The organism is Mesorhizobium sp. WSM4310 (assembly GCF_007003935.1).
Lineage (GTDB): Bacteria > Pseudomonadota > Alphaproteobacteria > Rhizobiales > Rhizobiaceae > Mesorhizobium.
In genome coordinates this window covers 1-22,611 of record NZ_VFTA01000051.1, presented here as the reverse complement: position 1 = coordinate 22,611, position 22,611 = coordinate 1, and the positions used below count along the sequence as shown (strand labels likewise).

At 63.2% G+C, this 22,611-nt stretch carries 23 protein-coding genes and 1 pseudogene; 8 read left to right on the top strand and 16 right to left on the bottom strand.

Going from position 1 to position 22,611, the window contains the following annotated elements:
* The 3 genes from FJV80_RS31645 to FJV80_RS31635 form a co-directional block, all read right to left on the bottom strand.
* Positions 1 to 1,098 (bottom strand): ABC transporter permease, encoded by a 1,098-nt coding sequence (locus tag FJV80_RS31645; protein WP_095794021.1) that lies wholly within the window; start codon positions 1,096 to 1,098, stop codon positions 1 to 3.
* Entirely contained in the window at positions 1,095 to 2,663 is a 1,569-nt protein-coding gene (locus FJV80_RS31640) for an ABC transporter ATP-binding protein (RefSeq protein ID WP_142878267.1), read from the bottom strand. The genes FJV80_RS31645 and FJV80_RS31640 overlap by 4 nt, the downstream gene beginning before the upstream one ends.
* A 77-nt stretch (positions 2,664 to 2,740) precedes the next feature.
* A complete protein-coding gene (locus tag FJV80_RS31635; protein WP_245437917.1) occupies positions 2,741 to 3,715 on the bottom strand; it encodes a BMP family protein in 975 nt (324 codons plus the stop codon).
* Between the two features lie 153 nt (positions 3,716 to 3,868).
* Between FJV80_RS31635 and FJV80_RS31630 the strand changes: the two genes are divergently transcribed.
* Positions 3,869 to 4,294 carry a hypothetical protein gene (locus FJV80_RS31630; RefSeq protein ID WP_095790567.1) on the top strand — a complete coding sequence of 142 codons (426 nt, stop codon included), beginning with the start codon at positions 3,869 to 3,871 and terminating at the stop codon, positions 4,292 to 4,294.
* Positions 4,295 to 4,331: 37 nt separating this feature from the next.
* On the opposite strand, the gene FJV80_RS31625 is transcribed toward FJV80_RS31630, so the two are convergent.
* The 10 genes from FJV80_RS31625 to FJV80_RS31580 all read right to left on the bottom strand — a co-directional run bounded on the left by FJV80_RS31625 (position 4,332) and on the right by FJV80_RS31580 (position 13,790).
* On the bottom strand, positions 4,332 to 5,342 hold the full coding sequence (locus FJV80_RS31625) for an ABC transporter substrate-binding protein (RefSeq protein WP_142878266.1): 1,011 nt from the start codon (positions 5,340 to 5,342) through the stop codon (positions 4,332 to 4,334).
* 33 nt (positions 5,343 to 5,375) lie between these two features.
* The gene (locus tag FJV80_RS31620) at positions 5,376 to 6,203 is read right to left on the bottom strand and encodes an ABC transporter permease (RefSeq protein ID WP_095771402.1); all 828 of its coding nucleotides are present in this window, start codon (positions 6,201 to 6,203) and stop codon (positions 5,376 to 5,378) included.
* Positions 6,200 to 7,030, bottom strand: coding sequence for an ABC transporter ATP-binding protein (locus FJV80_RS31615; RefSeq protein WP_142878265.1), 831 nt, complete (start codon positions 7,028 to 7,030; stop codon positions 6,200 to 6,202). Before FJV80_RS31615 ends, FJV80_RS31620 begins: the two co-directional genes overlap by 4 nt.
* Before the next feature lie 130 nt (positions 7,031 to 7,160).
* The gene (fhmpcd1, locus tag FJV80_RS31610) at positions 7,161 to 8,090 is read right to left on the bottom strand and encodes a 5-formyl-3-hydroxy-2-methylpyridine 4-carboxylate 5-dehydrogenase (protein ID WP_095771404.1); all 930 of its coding nucleotides are present in this window, start codon (positions 8,088 to 8,090) and stop codon (positions 7,161 to 7,163) included.
* Positions 8,087 to 9,718, bottom strand: coding sequence for a choline dehydrogenase (locus FJV80_RS31605; RefSeq protein WP_142878264.1), 1,632 nt, complete (start codon positions 9,716 to 9,718; stop codon positions 8,087 to 8,089). The genes fhmpcd1 and FJV80_RS31605 overlap by 4 nt, the downstream gene beginning before the upstream one ends.
* Positions 9,719 to 9,829: 111 nt before the next feature.
* On the bottom strand, positions 9,830 to 10,552 hold the full coding sequence (locus FJV80_RS31600) for a class II aldolase/adducin family protein (RefSeq protein WP_142878263.1): 723 nt from the start codon (positions 10,550 to 10,552) through the stop codon (positions 9,830 to 9,832).
* A 70-nt stretch (positions 10,553 to 10,622) separates the two neighbouring features.
* On the bottom strand, positions 10,623 to 11,081 hold the full coding sequence (locus FJV80_RS31595; protein WP_095790562.1) for a YbhB/YbcL family Raf kinase inhibitor-like protein: 459 nt from the start codon (positions 11,079 to 11,081) through the stop codon (positions 10,623 to 10,625).
* A 30-nt stretch (positions 11,082 to 11,111) separates the two neighbouring features.
* Complete coding sequence (locus tag FJV80_RS31590; protein WP_095790561.1) at positions 11,112 to 11,702, bottom strand: amino acid synthesis family protein; 591 nt, start codon at positions 11,700 to 11,702, stop codon at positions 11,112 to 11,114.
* A 69-nt stretch (positions 11,703 to 11,771) separates the two neighbouring features.
* The gene (locus FJV80_RS31585; protein ID WP_142878262.1) at positions 11,772 to 12,911 is read right to left on the bottom strand and encodes an NAD(P)/FAD-dependent oxidoreductase; all 1,140 of its coding nucleotides are present in this window, start codon (positions 12,909 to 12,911) and stop codon (positions 11,772 to 11,774) included.
* Positions 12,912 to 12,953: 42 nt separating this feature from the next.
* Positions 12,954 to 13,790, bottom strand: coding sequence for a 2-(acetamidomethylene)succinate hydrolase (locus FJV80_RS31580; RefSeq protein ID WP_095771410.1), 837 nt, complete (start codon positions 13,788 to 13,790; stop codon positions 12,954 to 12,956).
* Between the two features lie 181 nt (positions 13,791 to 13,971).
* Here FJV80_RS31580 and FJV80_RS31575 point away from each other — a divergent pair, with 181 nt between their 5' ends.
* Both FJV80_RS31575 and FJV80_RS31570 read left to right on the top strand, forming a co-directional pair.
* Positions 13,972 to 14,643: a GntR family transcriptional regulator gene (locus tag FJV80_RS31575; RefSeq protein WP_010914325.1), complete on the top strand. Its 672-nt coding sequence runs from the start codon at positions 13,972 to 13,974 to the stop codon at positions 14,641 to 14,643.
* 149 nt (positions 14,644 to 14,792) lie between these two features.
* On the top strand, positions 14,793 to 16,337 hold the full coding sequence (locus FJV80_RS31570) for a GMC family oxidoreductase (protein ID WP_185975296.1): 1,545 nt from the start codon (positions 14,793 to 14,795) through the stop codon (positions 16,335 to 16,337).
* Here the strand turns inward: FJV80_RS31570 and FJV80_RS31565 are convergent.
* Positions 16,334 to 17,335, bottom strand: coding sequence for a bile acid:sodium symporter family protein (locus FJV80_RS31565; RefSeq protein WP_246689095.1), 1,002 nt, complete (start codon positions 17,333 to 17,335; stop codon positions 16,334 to 16,336). The genes FJV80_RS31570 and FJV80_RS31565 overlap by 4 nt on opposite strands.
* A 93-nt stretch (positions 17,336 to 17,428) precedes the next feature.
* On the opposite strand from FJV80_RS31565, the gene FJV80_RS31560 reads away from it, so the two are divergent.
* The 3 genes and pseudogenes from FJV80_RS31560 to FJV80_RS35440 form a co-directional block, all read left to right on the top strand.
* On the top strand, positions 17,429 to 18,277 hold the full coding sequence (locus FJV80_RS31560; protein ID WP_095790558.1) for a LysR substrate-binding domain-containing protein: 849 nt from the start codon (positions 17,429 to 17,431) through the stop codon (positions 18,275 to 18,277).
* 167 nt (positions 18,278 to 18,444) lie between these two features.
* Entirely contained in the window at positions 18,445 to 19,119 is a 675-nt protein-coding gene (locus FJV80_RS31555) for a GntR family transcriptional regulator (RefSeq protein WP_142878259.1), read from the top strand.
* 35 nt (positions 19,120 to 19,154) lie between these two features.
* Positions 19,155 to 19,267 (top strand): annotated as a pseudogene (locus tag FJV80_RS35440) (L-rhamnose mutarotase); the annotation flags it as partial.
* A 68-nt stretch (positions 19,268 to 19,335) separates the two neighbouring features.
* Here the strand turns inward: FJV80_RS35440 and FJV80_RS31545 are convergent.
* Positions 19,336 to 19,776 carry an Lrp/AsnC family transcriptional regulator gene (locus FJV80_RS31545; RefSeq protein ID WP_095771477.1) on the bottom strand — a complete coding sequence of 147 codons (441 nt, stop codon included), beginning with the start codon at positions 19,774 to 19,776 and terminating at the stop codon, positions 19,336 to 19,338.
* Between the two features lie 133 nt (positions 19,777 to 19,909).
* On the opposite strand from FJV80_RS31545, the gene rocF reads away from it, so the two are divergent.
* Together rocF and FJV80_RS31535 are read left to right on the top strand one after the other, a co-directional pair.
* Positions 19,910 to 20,842 (top strand): arginase, encoded by a 933-nt coding sequence (rocF, locus tag FJV80_RS31540; protein ID WP_142878258.1) that lies wholly within the window; start codon positions 19,910 to 19,912, stop codon positions 20,840 to 20,842.
* A 2-nt stretch (positions 20,843 to 20,844) separates the two neighbouring features.
* A complete protein-coding gene (locus tag FJV80_RS31535) occupies positions 20,845 to 21,900 on the top strand; it encodes an ornithine cyclodeaminase (RefSeq protein WP_095790555.1) in 1,056 nt (351 codons plus the stop codon).
* 102 nt (positions 21,901 to 22,002) lie between these two features.
* On the opposite strand, the gene FJV80_RS31530 is transcribed toward FJV80_RS31535, so the two are convergent.
* Positions 22,003 to 22,611, bottom strand: a 609-nt coding sequence (locus FJV80_RS31530) for an SIS domain-containing protein (RefSeq protein WP_142878257.1), incomplete at its 5' end; no start/stop codon positions are given.

Below are 22,611 nucleotides of genomic sequence, written 5' to 3'. Positions count from 1 at the left end.
CTAAGCCTTTCTCGACTGGTTGTAGCGATGGTCGACATATTCGGCGAGCGCCAGCACGATCAGCACGATGGAGACCAGCACCAGCGTGAAATGATTGGGCACACCGAGCCGCCGCGCCGCGCTTTCGCCGCCGATCGACAGCACCGAGAGCAGGAACACGAAACCGATCGCGGCAAAGCCGTTCATGCGGGCGAGGAACACGGCCGGAATGACCGCCAGCCCGTAGGCGGGATTCCAGTCGGCGCGGACATTGCCCTGGACGCCGATGATGTCGACGGCGCCGGCAAGGCCGGCCAGCCCGGCCGAAATGGCGAAAACAGTGACGGTCAGGCCAGACACGCCGAGCCCCGCATGGACCGCGGCGCGCGGATTGGCGCCGACGATCCGGAGCTTCAGCCCGAACGCCGTGCGCGTCATCACCAGATGCACGATGATGATCGCCGCCAGGCCGAGCAGCAGGCCGCTGGTGATGGTCGTTTCGAACAGGCGCGGCAGCCGGTCTTCCACCGGCAGCGTACGTGTCTGCGGCACGGTCGTGCTGGGATCGCGAAACACCAGTTTGACCAGAACATTGGCGAGCGAGGTGCCCAGGAACGTCATCATCAGCGTGGTGATGATCTCGTTGACGCCCTGATAGGCACGCAGCAGAGCCGGCACCAGCGACCAGATCATCGCCACCGCCATGGCGATGAGGAAAGAAAAGGTCAGCGCCAGCCAGGACGGCATGATCTGAACGAGTACGGGCGCGCTGGCCGCCGCCGTCACCGCGCCAAGCAGGAACTGGCCGTCGCCGCCGAGATTCCACATGCCCGCGCGAAAGGCGACGATCAGGCCGGCGGCAAGAAACAGCAACGGCGCCATCCGGGTCAGCGTTTGCTGGATGCCGAGCGGGGAGAACAGTCCTTTCTCCAGCACGAAGCCGTAATAGGCGAGCGGGTCGACGCCGACGGCAAGCAGGATGCAGCCGGCTATGACGAGAGCGATGAGGATCGGGCCGAGCGTCATCAGCAGCCGATGCAGGATGTCGCGACGCGTCGCCGCCGCGCTCGTGGCATCGAGCGCGGCGGCACTGGTGGTGGGGGCGGTGTCGATGCTCATGCGGCAAGTCCGATCATCAGGCGGCCGATCCTGGTGCGGGCATCGTCCGTGTTCTCGACCGTGCCGACGATCGCTCCGTTGGCGATGACGGCGACGCGGTCGCACATGCTGAGCAACTCCTCGAGGTCGGTGGAGATGAGCAGCACGGCAAGGCCGCGGGCCGCCGTATCGCGGATGCGTTGGCGCGACGCCAATGTGTTGGCGAGATCGAGCCCATAGGTCGGCTTGTTGAAGATCACCACCTTGGCGCCTTCGGCCAGTTCGCGTGCCAGAAGCACCTTCTGGATGTTGCCGCCCGACAGCCGGGCGACCGGCGTCTTCAGGCTTGGCGTGCGCACGTCGTATTCGCGCACGAGCTGGGCGGCGCGCTCGTCGATGTCGCCACGCTGCTCGACGCCGTGGCGCCAGAACGGCGCAGCGCCGACCTGCTTGAGGAAGAAGTTGATCGAAACCGGGAAGGTGCCGACAGTGCCTTCGCCGAGCCGGTCGTCGGTCAGGTAACGCAGACCGCGCCGACGGCGTTCGCCGACGCTCAGCGCCTCGATGGCGACGCCCTCCAGCCGCACCGAACCGCCGGTCGCCGCGGGCGGGCCGGCCCGCGCTTCCGCCAACTGCTTCTGCCCGTTGCCGTCGATGCCGGCGATGCCCAGGATCTCGCCCGGGCGGATGTCGAAGGAGATCGACGACAGGCCGGGCGCATTGTCGGTCGGCGCGACCGCCAGATCCGCGACCTGAAGCAGCGGCGCCGCTTCGGCCCGCACTGTACGGATCGGACGCTCGACAGCTTCCGGATCGTCCTTCTGCTTGCCGAACATCAGTTCCACGATCTCCGAGATGATCGCCTGTTCGCCCAGCGCGCGAAACCGCTCGGGTGGGATCTCGCCGACCTTGCGGCCGAGCTTCAGCACCGAGATGCGGTCGCCGAAGGCCGCCGCCTCCTTGAGCTTGTGGGTGATGAAGACGATGGCCAGGCCCTGCTCGACGAGGCGACGCATCAGCGCGCCAAGTTCGTCGATGCCTTTCGGCGTCAGCATGGAGGTGGACTCGTCGAGGATCAGCAGCCGGCTGTTGCGCACCATGGCGCGCAGGATTTCGACCTGCTGCTGCTCGCCAAGCGAAAGCTCCGACACCTTGGCATGCAGCTTCACCGTGATGCCGAGACTGCGGGTGATCTCGGCGACGCGCGCTTCGAGCTCCTCGGTCCTGGGGCGTTGCCACCAGGGTCCGCCAAGCAACAGGTTTTCCGCCACCGTCAGCGTCGGCACCAGCATCATGTGCTGGAAGACAGTACCGATGCCCAGCGCCAGCGCATGGCGCGGCGATGTGATCGGCGTTGGCTTGCCGTCGACCAGTATGCGCCCTTCGTCCGGCTGCTGCAGGCCCGACAGCATGCCGATCAAAGTGGATTTTCCCGCGCCGTTCTCGCCGAGCAGCACATGCACCTCGCCGGGACGGATCGACAGGTCGACGCTGTCATTGGCAACAATGCCGGGAAACCGCTTGGTCACGCCTTCAAGCGCGACGATGTCGCGCCCGGCAACGGACGATGAAGAAGAACCGCTCATGAAAGCCCTGCACCAAAGAATGGTAATCGGCCGGAGGGGCGAACGGATCACCCCTCCGGCGGCTGACCCGTGATCGCTTACTGGGCGACGCTGGTCATCAGCGCCCTGACAGCGGCCGCGTCATAGACCGGATCGACCTTGATCTTGCCGGAAATGACGTCTTCGCGCAGCGTCTGGATTTCGGCCCAGACATTGTCCGGAATGGCAGCGGTTTTCAGCAGCTTCACCGAGTCGTCCTTGAGACCGATCGTGTAGTGCTTGGTGCCGAACGTGTCGGCCTTGATGTCGGCGATCATGGCCGCATAGACCGGCTCGATGTTCCACACCACCGACGACAGCAGGAAGCCCTTGTCGATCGGCGATTTGTCACCGATGACGTCGATGAAATAGACCTTGCCGCCATCCGCTGCCTTAGTCGTTTCGACCGCCTGCAGCATGCCGAAGCTCGAACCGTTGCCCTGGCCGAAGATGATGTCGGCGCCCGAAGCGATCACGCTTTCGGTGACGCGCTTGCCGCCGGCCGCATCGCTGTAGGCGGCCGGTCCGATCACCGCATAGGTGATCTTGACGTCCGGGTTTTCCGCCTTCACGCCTTGCGCGAACGCCGCCGACTGCGAATTCCATGATGGCGGTTCGCCCGAGACGACGATGCCGACGGACTTGGAACGCGACACCTTGGCGGCGAGACGGCCGGCGAGATAGGCGCCCTGGTGGCCGCTCAGCGTGTAATCGGCAACGAGGCCCTTCTCCAGGCCGTTCGGCGTGTCGACGATCGCCACCGGAACCTTCAACTCCTTGGCGATTTCAGGCCCCGAGGTGTTGTAGCCGCTGGCGTGGGCGATCAGCAGGCTGGCGCCGTCTGACGCAAGTTCGCGCAAGGTCGGACGAACGTCGCCATAGCCGAGGCCCTGGGCCACGACCACATCGACGCCGGCGGCTTTGCCAGCCGCCTTGGCGGCGTCGATGCCTTGCTGGTTCCAGCCGTAATCGGTGCCTTCTTCGGGCGTCAGGATGGCGATCGACTTGATTTCACCTGCAAGAGCGCCACCCATCAAGATACCGCCAAGTATAACTGCACTTACACTGCTTTTTAGAATCTTTAACATGTTACCCTCTCCGTTGATTTGCCAATCAATATTCTTGTTGTTATTGCGCAGAAGCGAGGTAGACTGCCTGAGAAAATTTACCCATGGAGCTCAGGCAAAGTGAAGATCCGTTACATTCTCCCTGTGGCGCTGGCGTTCACATCCTTTGCCAACGCGGTCGAGTTGCATCATGTCATCGTCCGCAAGGGCACCGACGGGCTCGACATGGTGCCGTTGACGATTTCGAATGCGGGCAAGGAAGGGCTGTCCTGCAATGCCGACTTCGCCCACTGGTATTCGGCAGGGATCGCGACGGTCGAGGCGGGCAAGAGCGCCCGCGTCGAGCTCTGGTTCGATGCCAAGACCGGCACGTTCACGATCCTCAACGACAAGCGCGAGAACCTGCCGGTCGAGCGGCTGTGGTGCGGCCTGTCGGGCCGCGCATACGCCACCCGCGTGCAGATCACGCTTGACCGCACCGACGCGGCCAAGGGAGCGCGCGCCGTGTCCTGCGGCGTGGAGCAGGACACGCTGGCGTGCCGATAGGTGCTCATCGATCCGTTGGCCCGCGACATGGCGCGGCCTATTCCTTGGCCAGGAACTTGTCGGTGAAGACGTCGTCCGCCGACAAGGCCGCCTTGAGCACGCCCTGATCGGTAAGCGTCTTCAGCGTTTCCTCCCACTGCGTCTTCGTCATCCAGCCGAGGCCGTGTTCCTTGGTGTCCGGGCTGGTGAAGGTCGACGCGATGTCGGCGTTGATCTGCGCCAGAAGCACATCCTTCTTGTCGGCGTAGCCGGGTGCGGCCTTGGCGGTGATCTCGGCTGCCTCTTCGGGGTGCGCCACGACATAGTCGAAGGCCTCCCTGTACGCCTTGACGAAGCGGGCTACGATTTCGGGCTTGTCCTTGATCATTGTCTGCGAGGTGAACAGGCCCGAGCCATAGGCCTTCCAGCCATGGTCCGAGCCCATCATGATGCTGAGCGAACCGGGGCCGCCGGCCTTGGCCTCCAGTTCGGGAACCTCGGCATCGACATAGCCGACTACCGTCTGGACCCGGCCCAGAAGCAGATAGCTTTCATAGGGCGGCGAAACGCTGTTCAGCGTCATGTCCTTCTCGGTCAGGCCGTTGGCCGCCAGGAAGCCCTTGAAGAAGATGTAGGTCGAACCGGCCGGATGAATGCCGATGGTGAGACCCTTGAGATCCGCCGGCTTGGTGAGCTTCGTCGTCTTCGCCAGCGAGATGATCGCCAGCGGCGAGTGCTGGTTGACGGCCGCCAAGGCCACGACGGGAACATTCTGCGACCGCGCGACGGCGAGCGTGGGAAGATCGCCGAAACCGAAATCAGCGTTCTCGTTGCCCACCAGCCGCATGGCGTCCGGCGAGCCCGACCCCTTGCGGATCTCGGCGACGTCGATGTCGTTCTTGGCGAAGAAGCCTTTCTCCTTGCCGACGAAGAACATGGCGTGGTTGCCGCGCACCACCCAGTCGAGCTGGACGTTGACCTTGTCGGCCGCCAGGGCGACGCTCGAGAAACCGAGTGTCCCGACATACGCCGCAAGCGCGGCTGCCTTGATGAGTGAGCGTCTGAGCATTTTTGTTCCCTTTTTCGTTGGTTGAGAGCGGACCTAGGACTGGCTGAATTTCGGCGCCCACGGCACCACGATGCGTTCGAGAATTTCGGCCGCGTAGTAGAAGGCGATGCCCAACACCGAGACGAGGAGCAGGGCAGCGAAGACCAGGGCGGTATCAAGCTGGGTCGAGGCGAACTGGATGACGTAGCCGAGCCCGTCCGATGCGCCGGCGAATTCGCCGACGATGGCGCCGATGACGCTGAGCGTCGCGGCGATCTTGGTTCCAGCCATCAGGTTGGGCAGCGAATGCGGAACGCGAATCCTGAACAGGATCTGCGTGCGGCTGGCGCCGACCGAATTCATCAGCGACAGCAGCGAGCGATCGACCGACTGCATGCCCGCCAGCATCGACAATGTCACCGGGAAGAAGGCAATGACCAGGATCAGGCCGATCTTGGGCGCGAGCCCATAGCCGAACCAGAGGATGAAGATCGGCGCCAGTGCCACCTTGGGCACGTTCTGGAACAGCACCACCAGCGGATAGAGCGCTCGCCCCAGCCAGTCGAAGCGCACGATGACCAGCGCGATGGCAATGCCGACCGCGACAGAGACAAGGAATCCGAACAGGATCTCGCCCGCCGTCACCAGCGTCGCTTGCATCAGCGTTCCCCATTGCGCGACCAGCGATTGCGCGATCTCGGAGGGGGCGGGAATGATGAAGGCGGATATGGCGAAAATCCGCACCACGGCTTCCCACACCACGATCGTCGCCAGCAGAAGAATGACCGCCGGAAGCCAGCTGCCTGTCGCCGCGCCCCAGCTTGAGGCAGGCCGCGATTCGGGCCGCGACTCGGAGAAATTGGTGGTGGGTTGATCGCTCACGACGCACCTCCCGGTTGATGGCTGGCGCGCAGCATAGTGCGCAGTTGAACCACCAGCCTGACGAACTCCGGATCCTCGGTGACCGACAGGTCGCGCGGATAGGGCAGACCAATGTCGAGGCTTTCGGTGATCCGCCCAGGCTTGATCCCCAGCACGTGGACATGGCGCGACAGGTGAATGGCCTCATCTATCGAATGGGTGACGAGCACGATGGTCTTGCCGGTGCGCTGCCAGATCTCCAGCAGCGACTGGCCCATGGCATCGCGGGTAATGGCGTCGAGCGCGCCGAACGGCTCGTCCATCAGCAGCACCGCCGGATCGAGCGCCAGGGCCCGCGCGATGGCGACGCGCTGGCGCATGCCGCCGGACAATTCATGGGGGCGCTTGTGGGCGCTGTCGCCCAACCCCACCAGCTCCAGCATCTCCTGGCCGCGCGCCCGCAACTTAGCACGCGAGAGCGACTTGTCGGCGATGCGGAGCAGCATCGATGCGTTGTCGACCGCGTTCTTCCAGGGAAGCAAATTGGCGTCCTGGAAGACGAGGCCGATCATGCGCTTGCGCGCTGCTTCGACAGGCGAAAGCCCGGCAATCGAAACGCTGCCGCTCGTCGGATCGACAAGCCCAGCCAGGACCTTGAGCAAGGTGCTCTTGCCGCAACCGGACGGACCGATAAGCGAGACAAACGACCCCTTCGGCACCGAAAGATCGATATTCTGCAGAACCAGTTGCTTGGCCATGACCACCGACACACCCTTGGCGGAGATCAGGTCGTCATGACGGATATGGGCGGGCCGGCCGCCGGCTGCTCGAATGGTTTCAACGCGCATGGCTTGCCACCCCATGCGCCGGCGTTAACCGCAGCCGCACCGTCCGGTCCGCGAAGGCGCCGTTGGCACAAGCGGCCGCCGTTACGACCTCCCCAACCCAGCCGGCTTTGTGAGCTCGATAGACCATTGGCTACTCCCGGCCTTCCAGGATGCGTCGCACCGCGACGAGTTTGCGCGCCCTCTCGCCTTGCAGCGCCTTGGTCTGCTCGGGCGTATAGGAGAACATGCCCTCGCCCGACTTGATGCCGAACTTCGACGCGTTGGTCTTTTCCAGCACCATGGGCGCGACATCGTCGCGATTGGAGAGATCGGCGTTGAGGAAGGACGAGACGGACTTGTAGATATCCAGCCCCGCCATATCGAGCAGCGCCATCGGCCCGATCACGGCGATCTTGTACCCGATGCCCCAGGACACGCATGTGTCGAGATCTTCCGGATCGATGACGCCGCGCTCGACGAGGTCGACCGCCTCGCGAAGCAGCGCATAGAGCACGCGGTTTTCGACGAAACCGGGGACGTCCTTCTTCACCACCACCGGCAGCAAGCCGATCGAGCGGATGAGATCGCGGATCGTCGCCACGGTTTGCGGCGCGGTCGTCTCGCCGGCGATCACCTCGATCATCGGGATGATGTGCGGCGGGTTCGACCAGTGCATGCCGACCATCCGCTCGGGATGCGAGATATGCGCCTGCAGCTTGGTGATCGGGATACCCGACGTGTCGGACGCGACGATCGTGTCGGAGGCAATCAGACTGTCGATGGTGCGATAGACATCGGCCTTGACCGAAATGTTTTCAGGAACGTTCTCGATGACGAGGTCGGCGCCGGATACCGCATCGCCGATATCGTCGGTGAAGCGAACCGTCCCGACGCCGGCCGACGGCGGCGCGATGCCCAAGGCGTCGAGAACGGTCTCGGCCACGCTCAGCATGGATCGCGCGCGCTCTATCGCTGCCGGGGCAACATCGCAGGCGACCACCTGCAGGCCGCCTCTGGCGAGCCGGGCGGCCATGCCCGGTCCCATCGTACCCAGGCCGATGATGGCGATATTTCGGATCATTGCACTGCCCTGCTTTCTTTTGAGCTCGCGATGAGGTCGGCGGCCTTTTCGGCAATCATGATCACTGCCGCGTTGATGTTTCCGCAGACCAGGTCGGGCATGACGGAAGCGTCCACCACTCTAAGCCCGGCGACGCCGCGAACCCGCAGTTGCGGGTCGACGACCGAGGCCGCATCGGCCCCCATCCGGCAGGTCCCGGCCGGATGATGCACGGTGATGGAGGTCTTGCGGATATGCTCGTCGATCTCGTCGTCGCTCTGGCACTTCGGGCCGGGAAAGAACTCCGCCTCGATGAAGGGCTGCATGGAGGGCTGCGCGGCCAGATCCCTTGCCACCCGGAAGCCGGCCCGAAGCGACTCCCAATCCTTCGGCGAGGCGAGGAAATTCTGGTGGATCAGGGGCGCCGCGGAAGGATCGGCCGAGGCCAGTTTCACCGCTCCCCGGCTTTCGGGCTGTGTCGCCACGATGCGCGTTGCGAAGCCATCCGCAAACGGCGCCTTGAACGGCTTGAAGTATGGCCATGCCGCGAGCGGCGCCGCGGTGAAGAGCAGCTGCACATCCGGCAAGGGTCGCGCCGGACCGCTCTTGAGGAAGGCGACAACCCCGCCGGGTACGTCGCCGGAAAAACCGCGTCCCGTCAGGTAGGTCTTGACGAAATCGAAGCCGATCCGATCGGCACGCATGTTGCGCAGGAAAGGGCCGCCCGGAGCGCGGCGCCGGTACATGAGAATGACCGAGACGTGATCCTGCAGGTTCTTGCCGACCGCCGGCAGGTTGACCCGCGTCTGGATACCGTGCGCGGCAAGCTCATCCTGCGCCCCGATGCCCGACAGCATCATGAGTTGCGGCGTGTTGATCACGCCACCGGAAAGCAGCACTTCCTTGCGGGCGACAATCGTGCGCTCGCCGCCGCGATGGTTGATGGTGACGCCGGTGGCGCGCGCACCCTCCAGCACGATCCTGGTTGCGCTCGCTTCCGTCAGAACGGTCAGGTTGGGCCGCTTCAGCACCGGCCGCAGATAGGCTGACGCGGTGGAGGCGCGCCGACCTTTCGCAATCGTCATCTGGAGGCGGCCGAAACCTTCCTGCCGCTCGCCATTGTAGTCCTTCGTCTGCTCATAGCCTGCCCGCACGCTGGCTTGCGCGAAGGCGTCGATCAGCGTGTCCTTGTAGCGGCAGAACTGGGTGCTGACCGGGCCATTGCCACCGCGATACTGGTCCGCGCCCCCTTCCCAGCTTTCCTGCTTGCGGAAATACGGCAGCACCTTGTCGTACGACCAGTCGCTGAGCCCTGTTGCTGCCCAGCGATCGTAGTCGCCGCGATTTCCCCGCACATAGGCCATGGCGTTGGTCGACGATGATCCGCCAATGACCTTGCCGCGCGCGCACTCGACCCTGCGTCCGCCGACATTGTCTTCCGGCTCGCAGAAATACATCCAGTCATGGCGGCGCTCGGTCAGAATCTTGCCCCAGCCAAGCGGGATGTGGATCATCGGATCGCGGTCCCAGCCGCCGGCCTCCAGCAACAGCACCGAACATCGCGGATCGGCGCTCAGCCGGTTGGCGAGCACGCAACCGGCCGATCCGGCTCCAACGATGATGTAATCGTAACTTTCCGCGTGCGGCATGGTTTCATTGCTTTCGTCCGACGCCCGGCGTCAGAGAACTATTGCGATGGAGGCTGGAAAAGCCTGGCCGACACCAAGCTTTTCCAGCTGATGTTCAAAGCCCGACGGACATCAGGCGAGACCCGCTTGCCTGAGGCGCTGCGACCAGTGATCCCACCCGCGATCGATCTGGGCGCCGACGAGTTTTCCTGCCGTCTTGATCTCGCCCGGCGACAGATATTTGATGTTGCCGATCTGCAGGCCGGCTGTCTGTGCCGCGGCGTTCTGTTCGAGATAGAAGGCCCGGAACACCACTTCCCGGACGGAATTGCCCACATTCACGACGCCATGGCGCGCCATGAGCACGACGGGATAGTTCCCGAGGCTTTCAGCGATGTCCCGGCAGACGCTCCGGCTGCCGCCAAAGAGATCGGTGTCGTCTCCCTGCTTGTCGCGTATCTCATAGACCGGGACGGCGTCGCCAAGGAAAGCACCCATATGGGTCACGGGCCGCAGCGGCTGGTCGGTGAAGCAATAGGGCAGGACGGCCGGCGAATGACTGTGGAGCACGCACTGAACGTCCGGCCGCGCCTTGTAGATCTCGCTGTGAATATAGCGCTCCAGATAGGACGGCCGGTTGTCCGAGGTCTCGCCGTCGAGATTGAAACGCAGGATGTCATCGACCGTTATCAGGCTCGGAGCAAGCTTCTGAGCCAGGAAGAAACTCTGGGGATCCTCAGGGTCCCGGGCACTGATGTGCCCGAACGTATCCAGGATGCCTTCGTTGAGAAGTATCTTCGTTGCCGTGACGAGTTCCGCGAAGACCTTCTGACGCGCGGGGCTGTTGTCTGTCATTTCCAAATTCTCCCATTGCGGCGATGGCGACCATTCTTGTTGTTGTTATCGGTCGCCAGGGCCGTGGATTTCACTTGTTTTCGTAGATGCCGACGATCCGGTTCTGCTCGATGATGTTGCCGGCATATTTCTGCAGGAACTCCTCCCTGGTGGGCGTCCCCTCGACCTTCGTGTCCAGGGCGTAGACCCAGAAGTAGTAGTGATGCTCTCCATGGCCAGCGGGGGGCTGAGGCCCGTAATATTGCTTGCCGCCGGCGCCGTTGGGTCCCACGCGGAACTTTTCCTGTGCTCCAGAAAGATCCGTGGTCGACGGATCGATGCCGTAGACGACCCAATGCGTGAAGCCGTTGGGCAGGGGCGCGTCGGGATCGTGGCAGATGACCGCGAGCTCCTTCGTCCCTGCCGGGACGCCGCTGACCCTGAGCCTGGGCAATACGTTGCCCTTGTCGCCGGCATGCTCGTCTCGCATTTTCCCGAGCGGCTGGAAATCCGCGGACGTGATCTTGAGGTCCTTGATGTTCAGGGGCATGGAATTCGTCCTTTCAGCAATTCGATCGAACTAGGCGCCGGCCTTGAGGTCGGCGACGGATTTGCCGCCGACGCGCTGGTGCACGCGCGGACCCGATGCGACGGCGACGCAGATCAGAAGTTCGTCCGGGCGCGGAGCATCCGGCACGGAAAAGGTAACGGCATCGTAGTGGGAACGGATATAGAGCTCGTCCTTGTGGGCAAGCGGGATATCGATGGTCGTGCCGGCGACAGCGACCTTGCTGACCGACGAGATCCAGGCCTTGCCGCCCCCCACCTGCTGCCGCAGCGGATCTCCGAACACCGTGGTGATGCAGGCGACGACATGTTCCTGTTCGCCTGATGTACCCGCGATACCGCCCTTGCCATAGCTTTCGACCGGCCTGTTGCCGAGCAGCGCCACGGCCCTCTCGCCGAGCGCATGACCGATCGCTGCACTCGGATTGGTCAGATCGGACAGTTCGGCGACGAACTTTCCGGCGAAGGGATTGCGTATGACAACGCCAGTCGCGACTTTGACGAGGGTTTCGCCAGGCGTGCCGCCGTCATGCCGGCTTTCCTGGACCGAGGAGTACCATCCCCTGACATCATAATCTCTTTCGACTTCACTGGAATAATTCATCTTTATCTCCTGAAAGGCGCGCGCTGTTTCCGCGCGCACCGATTAATTCCTTGACCGGCTGGCCCGACGCTACTGCGGCCACGAGTAGACACGGCGCAGCGGGTCGTAGCGGGCGGCTTCCAGCGCCGCCGGCGTGAACATGTTTCCTTTCGAGAGCGAGCGGTTCGCCGCATAGTCGCCAGACAGGGCCTGGCAGCGATCCGTGATCGGGCGAATGCGCGTCTCCCAAGCGACAAACGCATCCTCGACCGAAGAGCCCTCTTCCAAGTCCTGCGACAGGCTGAAGGCGTTGACCATCGCGCAACCGGCGCCCTGGGCAAGAGCCGGGCACATGGCATGCGCGGCATCCCCCACGAGGGCGACCTTGCCTCTTGTCCAGCTATCCAGCTTGGTCGTTTCGTACTTATCGTACCTGGCGGTTTTCAGTTTGGCCGCCTCGATCAGGCACGGCTCCAGGAAAGGAAACATCTCGACCCAAACTTCGAGATCGATCGGCACGCTCGATCCACGAGGATCGGCGGCCGGAGCCATCAAGCCGAGATAGAGTTCATTCTCATTGCAGGGCGAATAGAGAATTCGCTGAACACGCGGCCAGAAGTTCCACATGTCAATGGTGTTGTCCCACTCGCCATGGCCGAGCTCTTTCTTCATGCGCGGGACAATCAGCCGGATGAGACCATCTTTCGAAACCCAGCGATCCTGTTTGAAGCCGATGGAATCCCTGACCTTGGAGCCGACGCCATCGGCGCCGACGATCAAGTCGGCTTCGAGAACCTCGCCGGTCTGGAGGGTCAAGCGCCCTTCCGGATCGGCGCCAACCGCCTCGGAATTGACGCGGATGTCGACACCCAGGGCACGGGCCCGGTTGACCAGCGCATCGTGCAGGTGGCTGCGGGTCATGATGCGCCAGGGGAGACCGTTGAACGTCTCCTTGGAAACCGACTTGTTGTGCATCCAGGTCTCGTAGGTCGGAGGCGTGTGCGAGCCCTGGAGAACATCGTCAAGGGCGCCCAGCCCTTCGAGCACGCGAAGGCCGTTGTGCCAGAGATAGATGCCCGCGCCGAATGCCCGCAGTTCCGAACTCTTTTCGTGCAGCCTGACATCCCAACCATTCTGCTTGAGAGCGATGGCGGCTGTCAGGCCTGCAAAGCCGCCGCCGGCGACCTCGGCACGACGCGTTTTGCCCGGAGTTTTGTTTACATTGGCCATTTTCTATCCTGATGCTGCGTGCAAGAAGACGGCGCTCGGCCGTCAAGCGTCTATGAAGTTGGTGATGGCTTTCAACGTGATCTCGGGAGATACCTCGTTGACGTAGTGGTCGGCGCCCGGCACGACGACGACGGGCAGGTCAGGCCGCAGCCGGCATGTCTTCGCCAGTGCCGCCGCCGAAACCAACTTGCTCGCCTCGCCTCGAACGATGAGGACGGGCTTCGTCACATCTCGGTAGGCGGGCACCAGATCCGATCGCAGGCCTTTGGCGGTCTGCGCCATTGCCGCGGGCGATGCCAATGGACGCAATCCGCCGTCGACCGGCTGATAGCCGCTTTCAGCCCTGATCTTGATGGCGTCGGCGGGAATGTTCGGATAGCGGCCGGCGAGGTATGCTTCGACGGCCTTCACATTCTCGAAAAGCTGGCTCCCCGCGTTCACGCGCGCTTCCAACGCGTCCAAGGCATCGGTCTCGATGTACGGCGTAAAGTCGATCGCGACGACCGATCGCACCAGATCCGGGTATTTCGCCGCGGCCGCGACCGAATTTCGAGCACCAAGCGAATGTCCGACGAGGATGGCACGGCCGCGATCGAGCGTGCGTATCAGGCCGGCGATGTCGTGCGCGTAGTCATTCGCCTCGTAGCCAGTTTCCGGCTTGTCGCTGAGGCCATGCCCCCTCTGGTCAACCGCAATCGTCGTAAACCGGTCCGAAAGCCGAGCCATCAAGGGCTCGAAGACGGCGGAGTTGGAGGTGATGCCGTGGAAGAACAGCATCAAGGGGCCGCTGCCCCTCTGGCGCACGTTCAAGGTGATGCGGCCAATGTCGACGCGTCGCGAGATGAAGTGGTCGGAAGCCATGTCTGCCGCCATGTCCATGATCCTTGGATCCTCGCCTCGCTGCCCGTCTCCCGCAAAAGGATCATACAGACTGGGGTCACGTCAAGCCGATTGTCTGACAATCTTCATATTTGACAATCTGGCTATCCTGCTGTCAAATTTGCACGGCGTGGCGTATGCTGCTTCAGTTTTGCGACTCAAAGGCAATGAGACGTTACCAATGCCCCCAGATTTGAATTTGCGAATTTCGCCACGGACAGTGCAACGGGAGACCGTCGACAAGTTACGGCTGGCGATCTTCTCCGGGTTGTTTCAGCCGGGTAGCCGCCTCATCGAAAGTCAACTGTGCACACAACTCGGCATCAGCCGCCCCTCGCTGAGGGAGGCTTTGCGCAGTCTTGAGGCCGAGCGCCTGATCGAGATCGTGCCCAACCGCGGGCCGTCGATACCGGCACTTTCCTGGGAGGTGGCAACCGCCATCTACGAGGTTCGAGAGTTGCTGGAAGTCGAGGCGGCGGGACGATGCGCGCTAAGGATTTCTCCGGAACAGTTGCGTGAACTCGAGAAATCGCTTTCCGCATTCGAAGAGGCGGCTTCCAGCAACGACAGCCTGGCGCAGGTGATGACCGCCGCGGATTTCTATTCGATCATACTCGCCAATTGCGGCAACCCGATCCTGGAGGAAGTCCACCGCGGTCTGGTGGCGCGGATCAGCTTCTTTCGAGGACGATCGATGTCGCTGGAGGGCAGAGCACAAAGCAGCTTGGCGGAGATGAGGGAGATATTCGAATCCATCGCCGCCGGCGACGAGAAAGCCGCCCGCAAAGCCTCGAAGCAGCACGTCTTGAGGGCGAAAGCGGCGGCGAAGATATCCATGGACAACGGGATTTGAGTTCTTCGATGGACTGAGGTTCCGTCTGAAGACTCGAAGTCCTTCATGACGTTTCGGATCGGCCAAAGGCGGATCGATGCGCGGGGTTTCTCCGTGTCGGTGTCGGACATGACGACTATCGCAACCGGCAAGTGGCAGATGGAGTGACGATGACCGGGGCCAATGTAGAGCACGCACCGAATTGCGATATCGTCATCGTCGGTGGCGGGTCGGCCGGGTCGTTGCTTGCCGCGCGGCTGAGCGAAGATCCAGGCAGCCGCGTTCTGCTGATCGAGGCCGGCGAGGAGCCGACGGACCCGGACATCTGGAACCCTGCTGCCTGGCCGGCGCTGCAGGGCCGCAGCTACGATTGGGATTATCGCACGGAGCCGCAAGCCGGCACCGCGGGCCGGGTGCATCATTGGGCGCGCGGGCGGTTGATCGGCGGCTCGAGTTGCCTGCACGCGATGGGCTATATGCGCGGTCATCCGTCAGACTTCCAGGCCTGGGTTGATGCAACCGAGGATCGCCGATGGAGTTGGGATGAACTTATGCCCGTTTTCCAGGCTATCGAAGACCACCCGCTTGGTGGCGACGGCCTTCACGGCAAGGGCGGGCCTTTGCCGATCCATTTGCCGGCGGACGAAGTCAGTCCGCTTGCTCGCGCCTTCATCGAGGCAGGCGCATCGTTGGGTCTGCCTCGCCTTGAAGGCCACAACAGCGGAGAGATGATCGGCGTCACCCCGAACTCCTTGAACATTCGCGACGGGCGCCGGGTTACGGCGGCGGATGCCTGGCTCACAAAGGCGGTTCGAGGCCGCGAGAACCTGACCATCCTCACGGGCACCCGGGTGCGACGGCTCAAGCTGGAGGGCAATCAGGTCCGCAGCCTCGAGGTCGTGGGGCGACAGGGTTCGGTCGAAGTGTTTGCGGATCAGATTGCGCTTTGTGCCGGAGCGCTGGAAAGTCCGGCCTTGCTGATGCGTTCGGGCATCGGTCCGCGCGATGTGCTCGATGCAGCGGGGGTCGACTGCCTGATCGATATGCCTGACATCGGTCGAAACCTCCAGGATCACCTGCTTGGCGCCGGCAACCTTTACGCGGCCCGCAAACCGGTGCCGCCATCGCGCCTCCAACATTCGGAATCGATGGCCTATATGCGGGCTGACAGCTTCACCGCCGCCGGGCAGCCTGAAATTGTCGTTGGCTGCGGTGTCGCGCCGATCGTGTCGGAACGCTTCAAGGCACCCGCCGCAGGCACCGCCTACTCGCTGCTGTTCGGCATCACCCACCCGACGAGCCGCGGCAGCGTGCGCATAAGTGGGCCTGAGCTCGGCGATCGGTTGATCATCGACCCGGCATACCTGCACACCGGCCGAGACCGCGAGCGGTTTCGCACAGCACTCGAGGCAGCCCGGACCATCGGGCACAGAGATGAACTCGCCGGTTGGCGAGAGCGCGAACTCCTGCCAGGCGCGCTGAACAGTGCGGCCGAGATGGACGACTTCATCGCGCGATCGGTCATCACGCACCACCATCCCTGCGGCACCTGCAGAATGGGCAAGGACCCGGACGCCGTCGTCGATGCAAATCTACGACTCAAGGCGCTCGACAATCTTTTTGTCGTGGACGCCTCGATCATGCCCAACCTCACCGCGGGACCGATTCATGCCGCGGTCCTCGCGATTGCCGAGACTTTCGCCCGACAGTACTAAGCCACCGAGGCCGTTGGCTCGGCTTGCAGTATGGCAGGCCGGTGCGCCGCCTTGGCATATTTCTGCGCGATCATGGCGCAGACCATGAGCTGTATCTGGTGGAAGAGCATCAGCGGCAGAACGATCGCGCCGACGCCCTGGCCGGCAAAGATCACATTGGCCATCGGCACGCCGCTCGCCAGGCTCTTCTTCGAACCGCAGAAGGTGATCGTGATCTGGTCGGCCCTGTCGAAGCCGAGAAGCCGGCTGCCATAGGTCGTCAGCACAAGCACCAGGCCGAGCAGCACCATGTCGGCGACAACGACCACGGCAATGTCGCGCAGCGAGAACATGTGCCACAGCCCCTCGGCGACCGCCGTGCTGAAGGCCAGATAGACGACCATCAGGATCGAGCCGCGATCGACAGGCATCAGCAGTGTCTTGCGGGAGCGTATCCAGTTGCCGATGCGCGGTTCCAGCAGTTGTCCGAGCGCGAAAGGCAGGAGCAGCTGCAGCAGGATCTGGCTCACCGCGTCCCACGAAAAACCGCCATGGCCACCGATGGAGAAGAGCAGGCCGACGAGCAAGGGCGTCAGGAACATGCCGAAGATGTTGGAGGCGGAGGCCGAGCAGATGGCCGCGGGGACGTTTCCGCCGGCGATCGAGGTGAAGGCGATCGATGACTGCACCGTCGACGGCAGGACACAGAGGAACAGAATGCCGAGATAAAGCGGCTTGGGCAGGATCGAGGCGGGCAGATAGCCAAGCGCCAGCCCCAGCAGCGGGAACAGGCCAAAGGTCGTCATAAGGATCACCAGGTGCAGGCGCCAATGCATCAGGCCGGCGACGACGACATCACGCGAGAGCCTTGCACCATGCAGGAAAAACAGCAGCGCCACGGCAAGATTGGTCGCGATCGCGAACCATCCCGCGAACGTCCCGGTCGCCGGCGCGAGCGACGCAAGCGCGACGCTGCACAACAGGAGGATCAGAAAGGTGTCCGGCAGAAAGCGGCGCATGACATGTTCGCTCCAGAGTAAGTCCAGTGCTGCCTTTTCGTGCATTGTGAAATGGGATACAAGGAATAACAGTTATCGTAATTTGAGATATCAATGCTCGATCTGGTCCAACTTCGCAGCTTCGTCGCCGTCCAGCAGATGGGAAGCTTTACCTTCGCGGCGGAGAGGCTGGGGCTCGGCCAATCCACCGTCAGCCAGCACATCGGCAAGCTGGAGGCCGCGCTTGGCAGGCAGTTGCTGGCCCGCGATACGCACAAGGTGGTGCTGACGCCAGACGGCGAAGCCCTGCTCGGCCATGCCCGGACCCTGTTGTCGATAGAGGGACAGGTGCAGGCGCTTTTCACCGCACAGAGGCTGCGGGGCACGTTGAGGCTCGGCGTATCCGAGGACCTGGTGACGAGCCGGCTGCCGCTGGTGCTGGAGGATTTCGTCCGGTCTCACCCATCCGTTGACCTTGAACTGACCGTGGCGCTGAGCGGCGTGCTCTACCAGATGCAGGACAATGGCGAGCTCGATCTCGTTCTGGCAAAGCGTCGGCTGGGCGACAGCCGTGGCCGGCTCGTCTATCGCGAGCCGCTTGTCTGGCTCGCCCGCGATCCGGAACACGTCCTGTCGCTCGCGGCCTTGCCGTTGATTGCCTTCCCCGCGCCGAGCGTCACGCGCAGCATTGCGCTGGAAGTGCTCGAACGGCATCGCATGCCGTGGCGTATTGTCTGCACATGCGGAAGCCTGAGCGGCCTGACCGCCGCCGCCCGCGCCGGCATGGGGGTTCTGGTGCAACCGCAAAGCATGTCGCCCTCGGGTTTGAAAGAGATTCCATCCGGGCGCCTGCCGCCGTTGGAGGATGTGGAGTTTGTCCTGATCCCCAGCAAGGGCGCCGACAGGGCGCTCGTCTCGGCGCTGTCGGAAGATATTCTGACCAAGGTGAGAGGTCTGCGCTGACCTATTGCGTTGCGGATGCCTGCGACGAAATTGACGTTGAACAGAGCCTTCACCCCCGGAAACATCTGGCTGATGCCTCATAGCTGTTAGGGAGACCCTGGGCCCCTTGTCCCTGGTGCATTGACATTCTATTGACCGTCTCAGGCGGACGAAGATACGGATTTGCCATGGAGCTGGATCCTTCGACACTCAATCGGGCGCTGCCGCTGCGCGATCAAATCTATCACAAGATCCGCAATCTGATTGTCGTCGGCCAGTTGAAACCGGGTGAAGTCATCAACGAGGTGGCCATCGCCGAGGCGCTCGGCGTATCGCGCACCCCGGTGCGGGAAGCGGTCAAGCGCATCAGCGACGAAGGCCTGGTGAAAATCCTGGCGCAGACCGGCACCTATGTCGCACCGATCAGCCGCGCCGACCTGGAAGAGGCCTATGTCATCCGCCGGGCGCTCGAGATGGAAAGCGCCAGGCGCGCCGCCGCCAAGCTGACGCCGGCGTCCGCCGAACTGCTGGAGGATAATATGGCGGCGCACAAGCTCGCCATAGCACGTGGCCGGTATGCCACCGCGATCCAGCTCGACGACGTCTTCCACCGCACCATTGCCGAGATCTGCGGCCTGCCGATGATCTGGCGGGCCGTCGACATCTCCAAGGCGCAGATGGACCGCGGCCGCTATCTCGCCATTCCCAAGCCCGGCTGTGGCGAGCAGACGATCGAGCAGCACGAGGCCATTCTCGACGCGCTGAAGCGACACGACGCCGAGGGCGCTGCGCAGGCGATGGAGAATCATCTCGAGACGTCGTTCCGCAACACACTCGAAGTCGCCGCCGAGCTTCTCGGCTGACGCTCGCCGTCGATCGCAACGGATACGATCAGCCCATGCGAAGAATGGGACTGTGCATCGGCCTGAAGGCTAAGGCGATCGCTGAATACAAGCGCGTCCACGCCGCGGTCTGGCGGAGGTTCTCGCCGTCATAAGCCGCGCCAACATCCGCGCTATTTCCCCTCGGCTTCGTCGGGGAGAACGTCCTCGGCCGCCAGAACTTCATTGAAGGTGTGCTTACGTCAGTCGTGCCCGCGTCGTGCGCGGCGTCGCCAGGAGCAGGCTCGTTTCGCTGCCCGTTATGCCGGGTATCAATCGGATACGCCGTAGCACCGCATCGAAATCAGTCAGTGACGCCGTCCCGAGCTCTACCACCAGATCCCAGCGACCGTTGGTGGTATGGATGGTCGAGACTTCCGGGAAGCCACCCAGCGCCCGAACCACGCGGTCGGCGGCATGGCCTTCGATCTCGATGAGCATGATGCCGCGGATGCGCTGATCGACGGCGTCGGCGCGCAGCACCACCGTGTAGCCGATGATGTCGCCCGACCGTTCCAGCCTCTCCATGCGTGCCCGAACCGTGGCGCGCGAGACGCCGAGATCGACGGCAAGGTCCGACACGCTGCGCCGGGCGTCATGCCGCAGCAAGGTTACGAGCCGTTCGTCCAAAGCATCCATCGGGATTCCCATTTTGATAAATTCGGCCGCCATTATGATAGGTTATACTTCTCGGATTGCCAATTCTACCTGTTCATATTGCCGGCTCGCCGTGTTCTCCTCTCGCCATTCGAACTTTGGCCGCGGGAAAACAATGCGTTGCAAGATCGTCGGGGCGCCGGTGCAGGACGGCGCCGGCAGAATGGGCTGCGAAATGGGGCCGAGTGCGCTGAGGACGGCAGGGCTTGCCGAGGTGCTGTCCGGCCTCGGCCACACCATCGAGGATATGGGCGCCGTCCAGCCAATGCCGGCGAGGCGCGTCGTGCATGGCAATCTGGCGCTGAAGGCCTTGCCCGAAATATCGGCCTGGACATCCGCCATTGCCGCGGCGGCCTACACGGCGAGCGAGGACGCCATGCCGATCTTTCTCGGCGGCGACCATTCGATCTCGGCCGGCACCATGTCGGGCCTCGCCCGCCGCGCCGCCGAGGCCGGGCGCCCGCTGTTCGTGCTGTGGCTCGACGCGCATCCGGATTTCCACACGCTGGACACGACCGCCAGCGGCAATCTGCATGGTGTTCCGCTCGCCTACGCCAGCGGCCAGCCGGGTTTCAGCGGCTATTTCCCGGACCTGCCGGCGGCGGTGGACCCCAAGCGCATCTGCACCATGGGCCTGCGCAGTGTCGACCCGGCCGAGCGCAGCGCGCTCAACCAGGCGGGCGTGACAGTGCACGACATGCGCGCCATCGATGAGCATGGTATCGCGCCGCTGCTGCGCGCCTTCCTGGCGCGCGTGTCTGATGAAGACGGGCTGCTGCATGTCAGTCTCGACGTTGACTTTCTCGACCCGTCGATTGCGCCGGCCGTCGGCACCACGGTTCCCGGCGGCGCGACGTTCCGCGAGGCGCATCTGGTGATGGAGATGCTGTCCGACAGCGGCCTCGTCTCCAGTCTCGACCTGGTCGAGCTGAATCCTTTTCTGGACGAGCGTGGCCGAACCGCGACGCTTATGGTCGACCTGACGGCGAGCCTGATGGGCCGCCGCATCATGGACCGCCCGACCCGCAGCCATTCCGGGAGCTTTTGATCATGACCACGGCAAAGCTGAACATCGTCCCCTTCGTCAGCGTCGACCGGATGATGAAGCTGGTGATCACCATCGGTGTCGAGCGCTTCCTGACCGAGCTCGCCAGCTATATCGAGGAAGATTTCCGCCGCTGGGAGCTTTTCGACAAGACGCCTCGCATCGCCTCACACAGCCATGACGGCGTCATCGAGCTGATGCCGACGAGCGACGGGCGGCTCTATGGCTTCAAATATGTCAACGGCCATCCCAAGAACATGCGCCAGGGCTTGCAGACGGTCACCGCGTTCGGCGTGCTTGCCGATGTCGGCAGCGGCTACCCGATGCTGCTCACCGAAATGACCATTCTCACCGCGCTGCGCACCGCCGCGACATCCGCCGTCGCGGCCAAATATCTGGCACCGCGCGGCGCACGCACCATGGCCATCATCGGCAATGGCGCCCAATCGGAATTCCAGGCGATCGCCTTCAAGGCGCTGACCGGCGTCGACCGGCTCAGGCTCTACGACATTGACCGATCCGCCTCGCTGAAATGCGCCAAGAACCTGGCTGGCATGGGGTTTGACATCACCATCTGCGAAACCGGGCAGGAAGCGGTCGAAGGGGCCGGGATCATCACGACCGTTACCGCCGACAAGCAATGCGCCACCATTCTCACCGACAACATGGTCGGAGCCGGCGTCCACATCAACGCCGTCGGCGGCGATTGCCCCGGCAAGACCGAGCTGCACAGGGACATCCTGCTGCGCTCCGACATTTTCGTCGAGTTTCCGCCGCAGACACGCATCGAGGGTGAAATCCAACAGCTTGATCCCGACCATCCGGTGACCGAGCTCTGGCAAGTCATCGCCGCCCAGGCGTCAGGCCGCCGGGACGCCAAGCAGATCACGCTGTTCGATTCCGTCGGCTTCGCCATCGAGGACTTTTCGGCGCTGCGCTATGTGCGCGACCAGCTGCAGGCAACGGGCCTTTACGAGGAGCTCGATCTGCTGGCCGATCCGGACGAACCGCGCGACCTCTATGGCATGCTGCTGAGAGCGGCCATGCAGACCGCGGCATAACAAGAACCGATGAGATGCCGCGAGCGATCCCGCAGGCATTGAGAGTGACTGTGGGTCTTGTCGATCCTCTCTCCGATGAGATGACGGCCATCGACGTTGCCGTCACTCCACGGTCACCGATTTCGCCAGATTGCGCGGCTGGTCGACGTCGGTGCCCATGAACACGGCGGCGAAATAGGCCAGCATCTGGATCGGCAGCGCATAGATGATCGGCGAGATGATTTCCGGCACGTCCGGCAGGATGATCGTCTCCATCGTCTTGACGCTCACCTGTGCGGCGCCCTTGGCATCGGTGATCAGGATGATCTTGCCGCCGCGCGCCGCCACTTCCTGCATGTTCGACACGGTCTTCTCGAAAATGCGGTCATGCGGCGCAATGACGATGACCGGCATGTTCTCGTCGATCAGCGCGATCGGCCCATGCTTCAACTCGCCCGCCGCATAGCCCTCGGCGTGGATATAGGAGATTTCCTTGAGTTTCAGCGCGCCTTCCATGGCGAGCGGGAAATTGGTGTCGCGGCCGAGATAGAGCACATCCTTGTAGCGCGACAGTTCGCGTGCGATCCGCTCGATCTGCTCTTCGAGCTTGAGCACCTGGTTGGCATAGCGCGGCGCTTCCGAAAGCGCGCGCACCAGGGTCTTTTCCTGCTCCTGCGAAATCACCCCGCGCGCCACGCCGGCGCGCACCGCAAGCGAGGCCAGGACAGAGAG

Coding starts and splice junctions, on each gene's coding strand:
- FJV80_RS31555 (WP_142878259.1), top strand. CDS start 18,445: ATGGAGCTGGATCCTTCGACACTCAATCGGGCGCTGCCGCTGCGCGAT.
- FJV80_RS31635 (WP_245437917.1), bottom strand. CDS start 3,715: ATGGGTGGCGCTCTTGCAGGTGAAATCAAGTCGATCGCCATCCTGACG.
- rocF (WP_142878258.1), top strand. CDS start 19,910: ATGCGTTGCAAGATCGTCGGGGCGCCGGTGCAGGACGGCGCCGGCAGA.
- FJV80_RS31585 (WP_142878262.1), bottom strand. CDS start 12,911: ATGGCCAATGTAAACAAAACTCCGGGCAAAACGCGTCGTGCCGAGGTC.
- FJV80_RS31595 (WP_095790562.1), bottom strand. CDS start 11,081: ATGCCCCTGAACATCAAGGACCTCAAGATCACGTCCGCGGATTTCCAG.
- FJV80_RS31640 (WP_142878267.1), bottom strand. CDS start 2,663: ATGAGCGGTTCTTCTTCATCGTCCGTTGCCGGGCGCGACATCGTCGCG.
- FJV80_RS31580 (WP_095771410.1), bottom strand. CDS start 13,790: ATGGACATGGCGGCAGACATGGCTTCCGACCACTTCATCTCGCGACGC.
- FJV80_RS31600 (WP_142878263.1), bottom strand. CDS start 10,552: ATGACAGACAACAGCCCCGCGCGTCAGAAGGTCTTCGCGGAACTCGTC.
- FJV80_RS31545 (WP_095771477.1), bottom strand. CDS start 19,776: ATGGATGCTTTGGACGAACGGCTCGTAACCTTGCTGCGGCATGACGCC.
- FJV80_RS31605 (WP_142878264.1), bottom strand. CDS start 9,718: ATGCCGCACGCGGAAAGTTACGATTACATCATCGTTGGAGCCGGATCG.
- FJV80_RS31590 (WP_095790561.1), bottom strand. CDS start 11,702: ATGAATTATTCCAGTGAAGTCGAAAGAGATTATGATGTCAGGGGATGG.
- FJV80_RS31615 (WP_142878265.1), bottom strand. CDS start 7,030: ATGCGCGTTGAAACCATTCGAGCAGCCGGCGGCCGGCCCGCCCATATC.
- FJV80_RS31565 (WP_246689095.1), bottom strand. CDS start 17,335: ATGCGCCGCTTTCTGCCGGACACCTTTCTGATCCTCCTGTTGTGCAGC.
- FJV80_RS31645 (WP_095794021.1), bottom strand. CDS start 1,098: ATGAGCATCGACACCGCCCCCACCACCAGTGCCGCCGCGCTCGATGCC.
- FJV80_RS31625 (WP_142878266.1), bottom strand. CDS start 5,342: ATGCTCAGACGCTCACTCATCAAGGCAGCCGCGCTTGCGGCGTATGTC.
- FJV80_RS31535 (WP_095790555.1), top strand. CDS start 20,845: ATGACCACGGCAAAGCTGAACATCGTCCCCTTCGTCAGCGTCGACCGG.
- FJV80_RS31575 (WP_010914325.1), top strand. CDS start 13,972: ATGCCCCCAGATTTGAATTTGCGAATTTCGCCACGGACAGTGCAACGG.
- fhmpcd1 (WP_095771404.1), bottom strand. CDS start 8,090: ATGATCCGAAATATCGCCATCATCGGCCTGGGTACGATGGGACCGGGC.
- FJV80_RS31560 (WP_095790558.1), top strand. CDS start 17,429: ATGCTCGATCTGGTCCAACTTCGCAGCTTCGTCGCCGTCCAGCAGATG.
- FJV80_RS31570 (WP_185975296.1), top strand. CDS start 14,793: ATGACCGGGGCCAATGTAGAGCACGCACCGAATTGCGATATCGTCATC.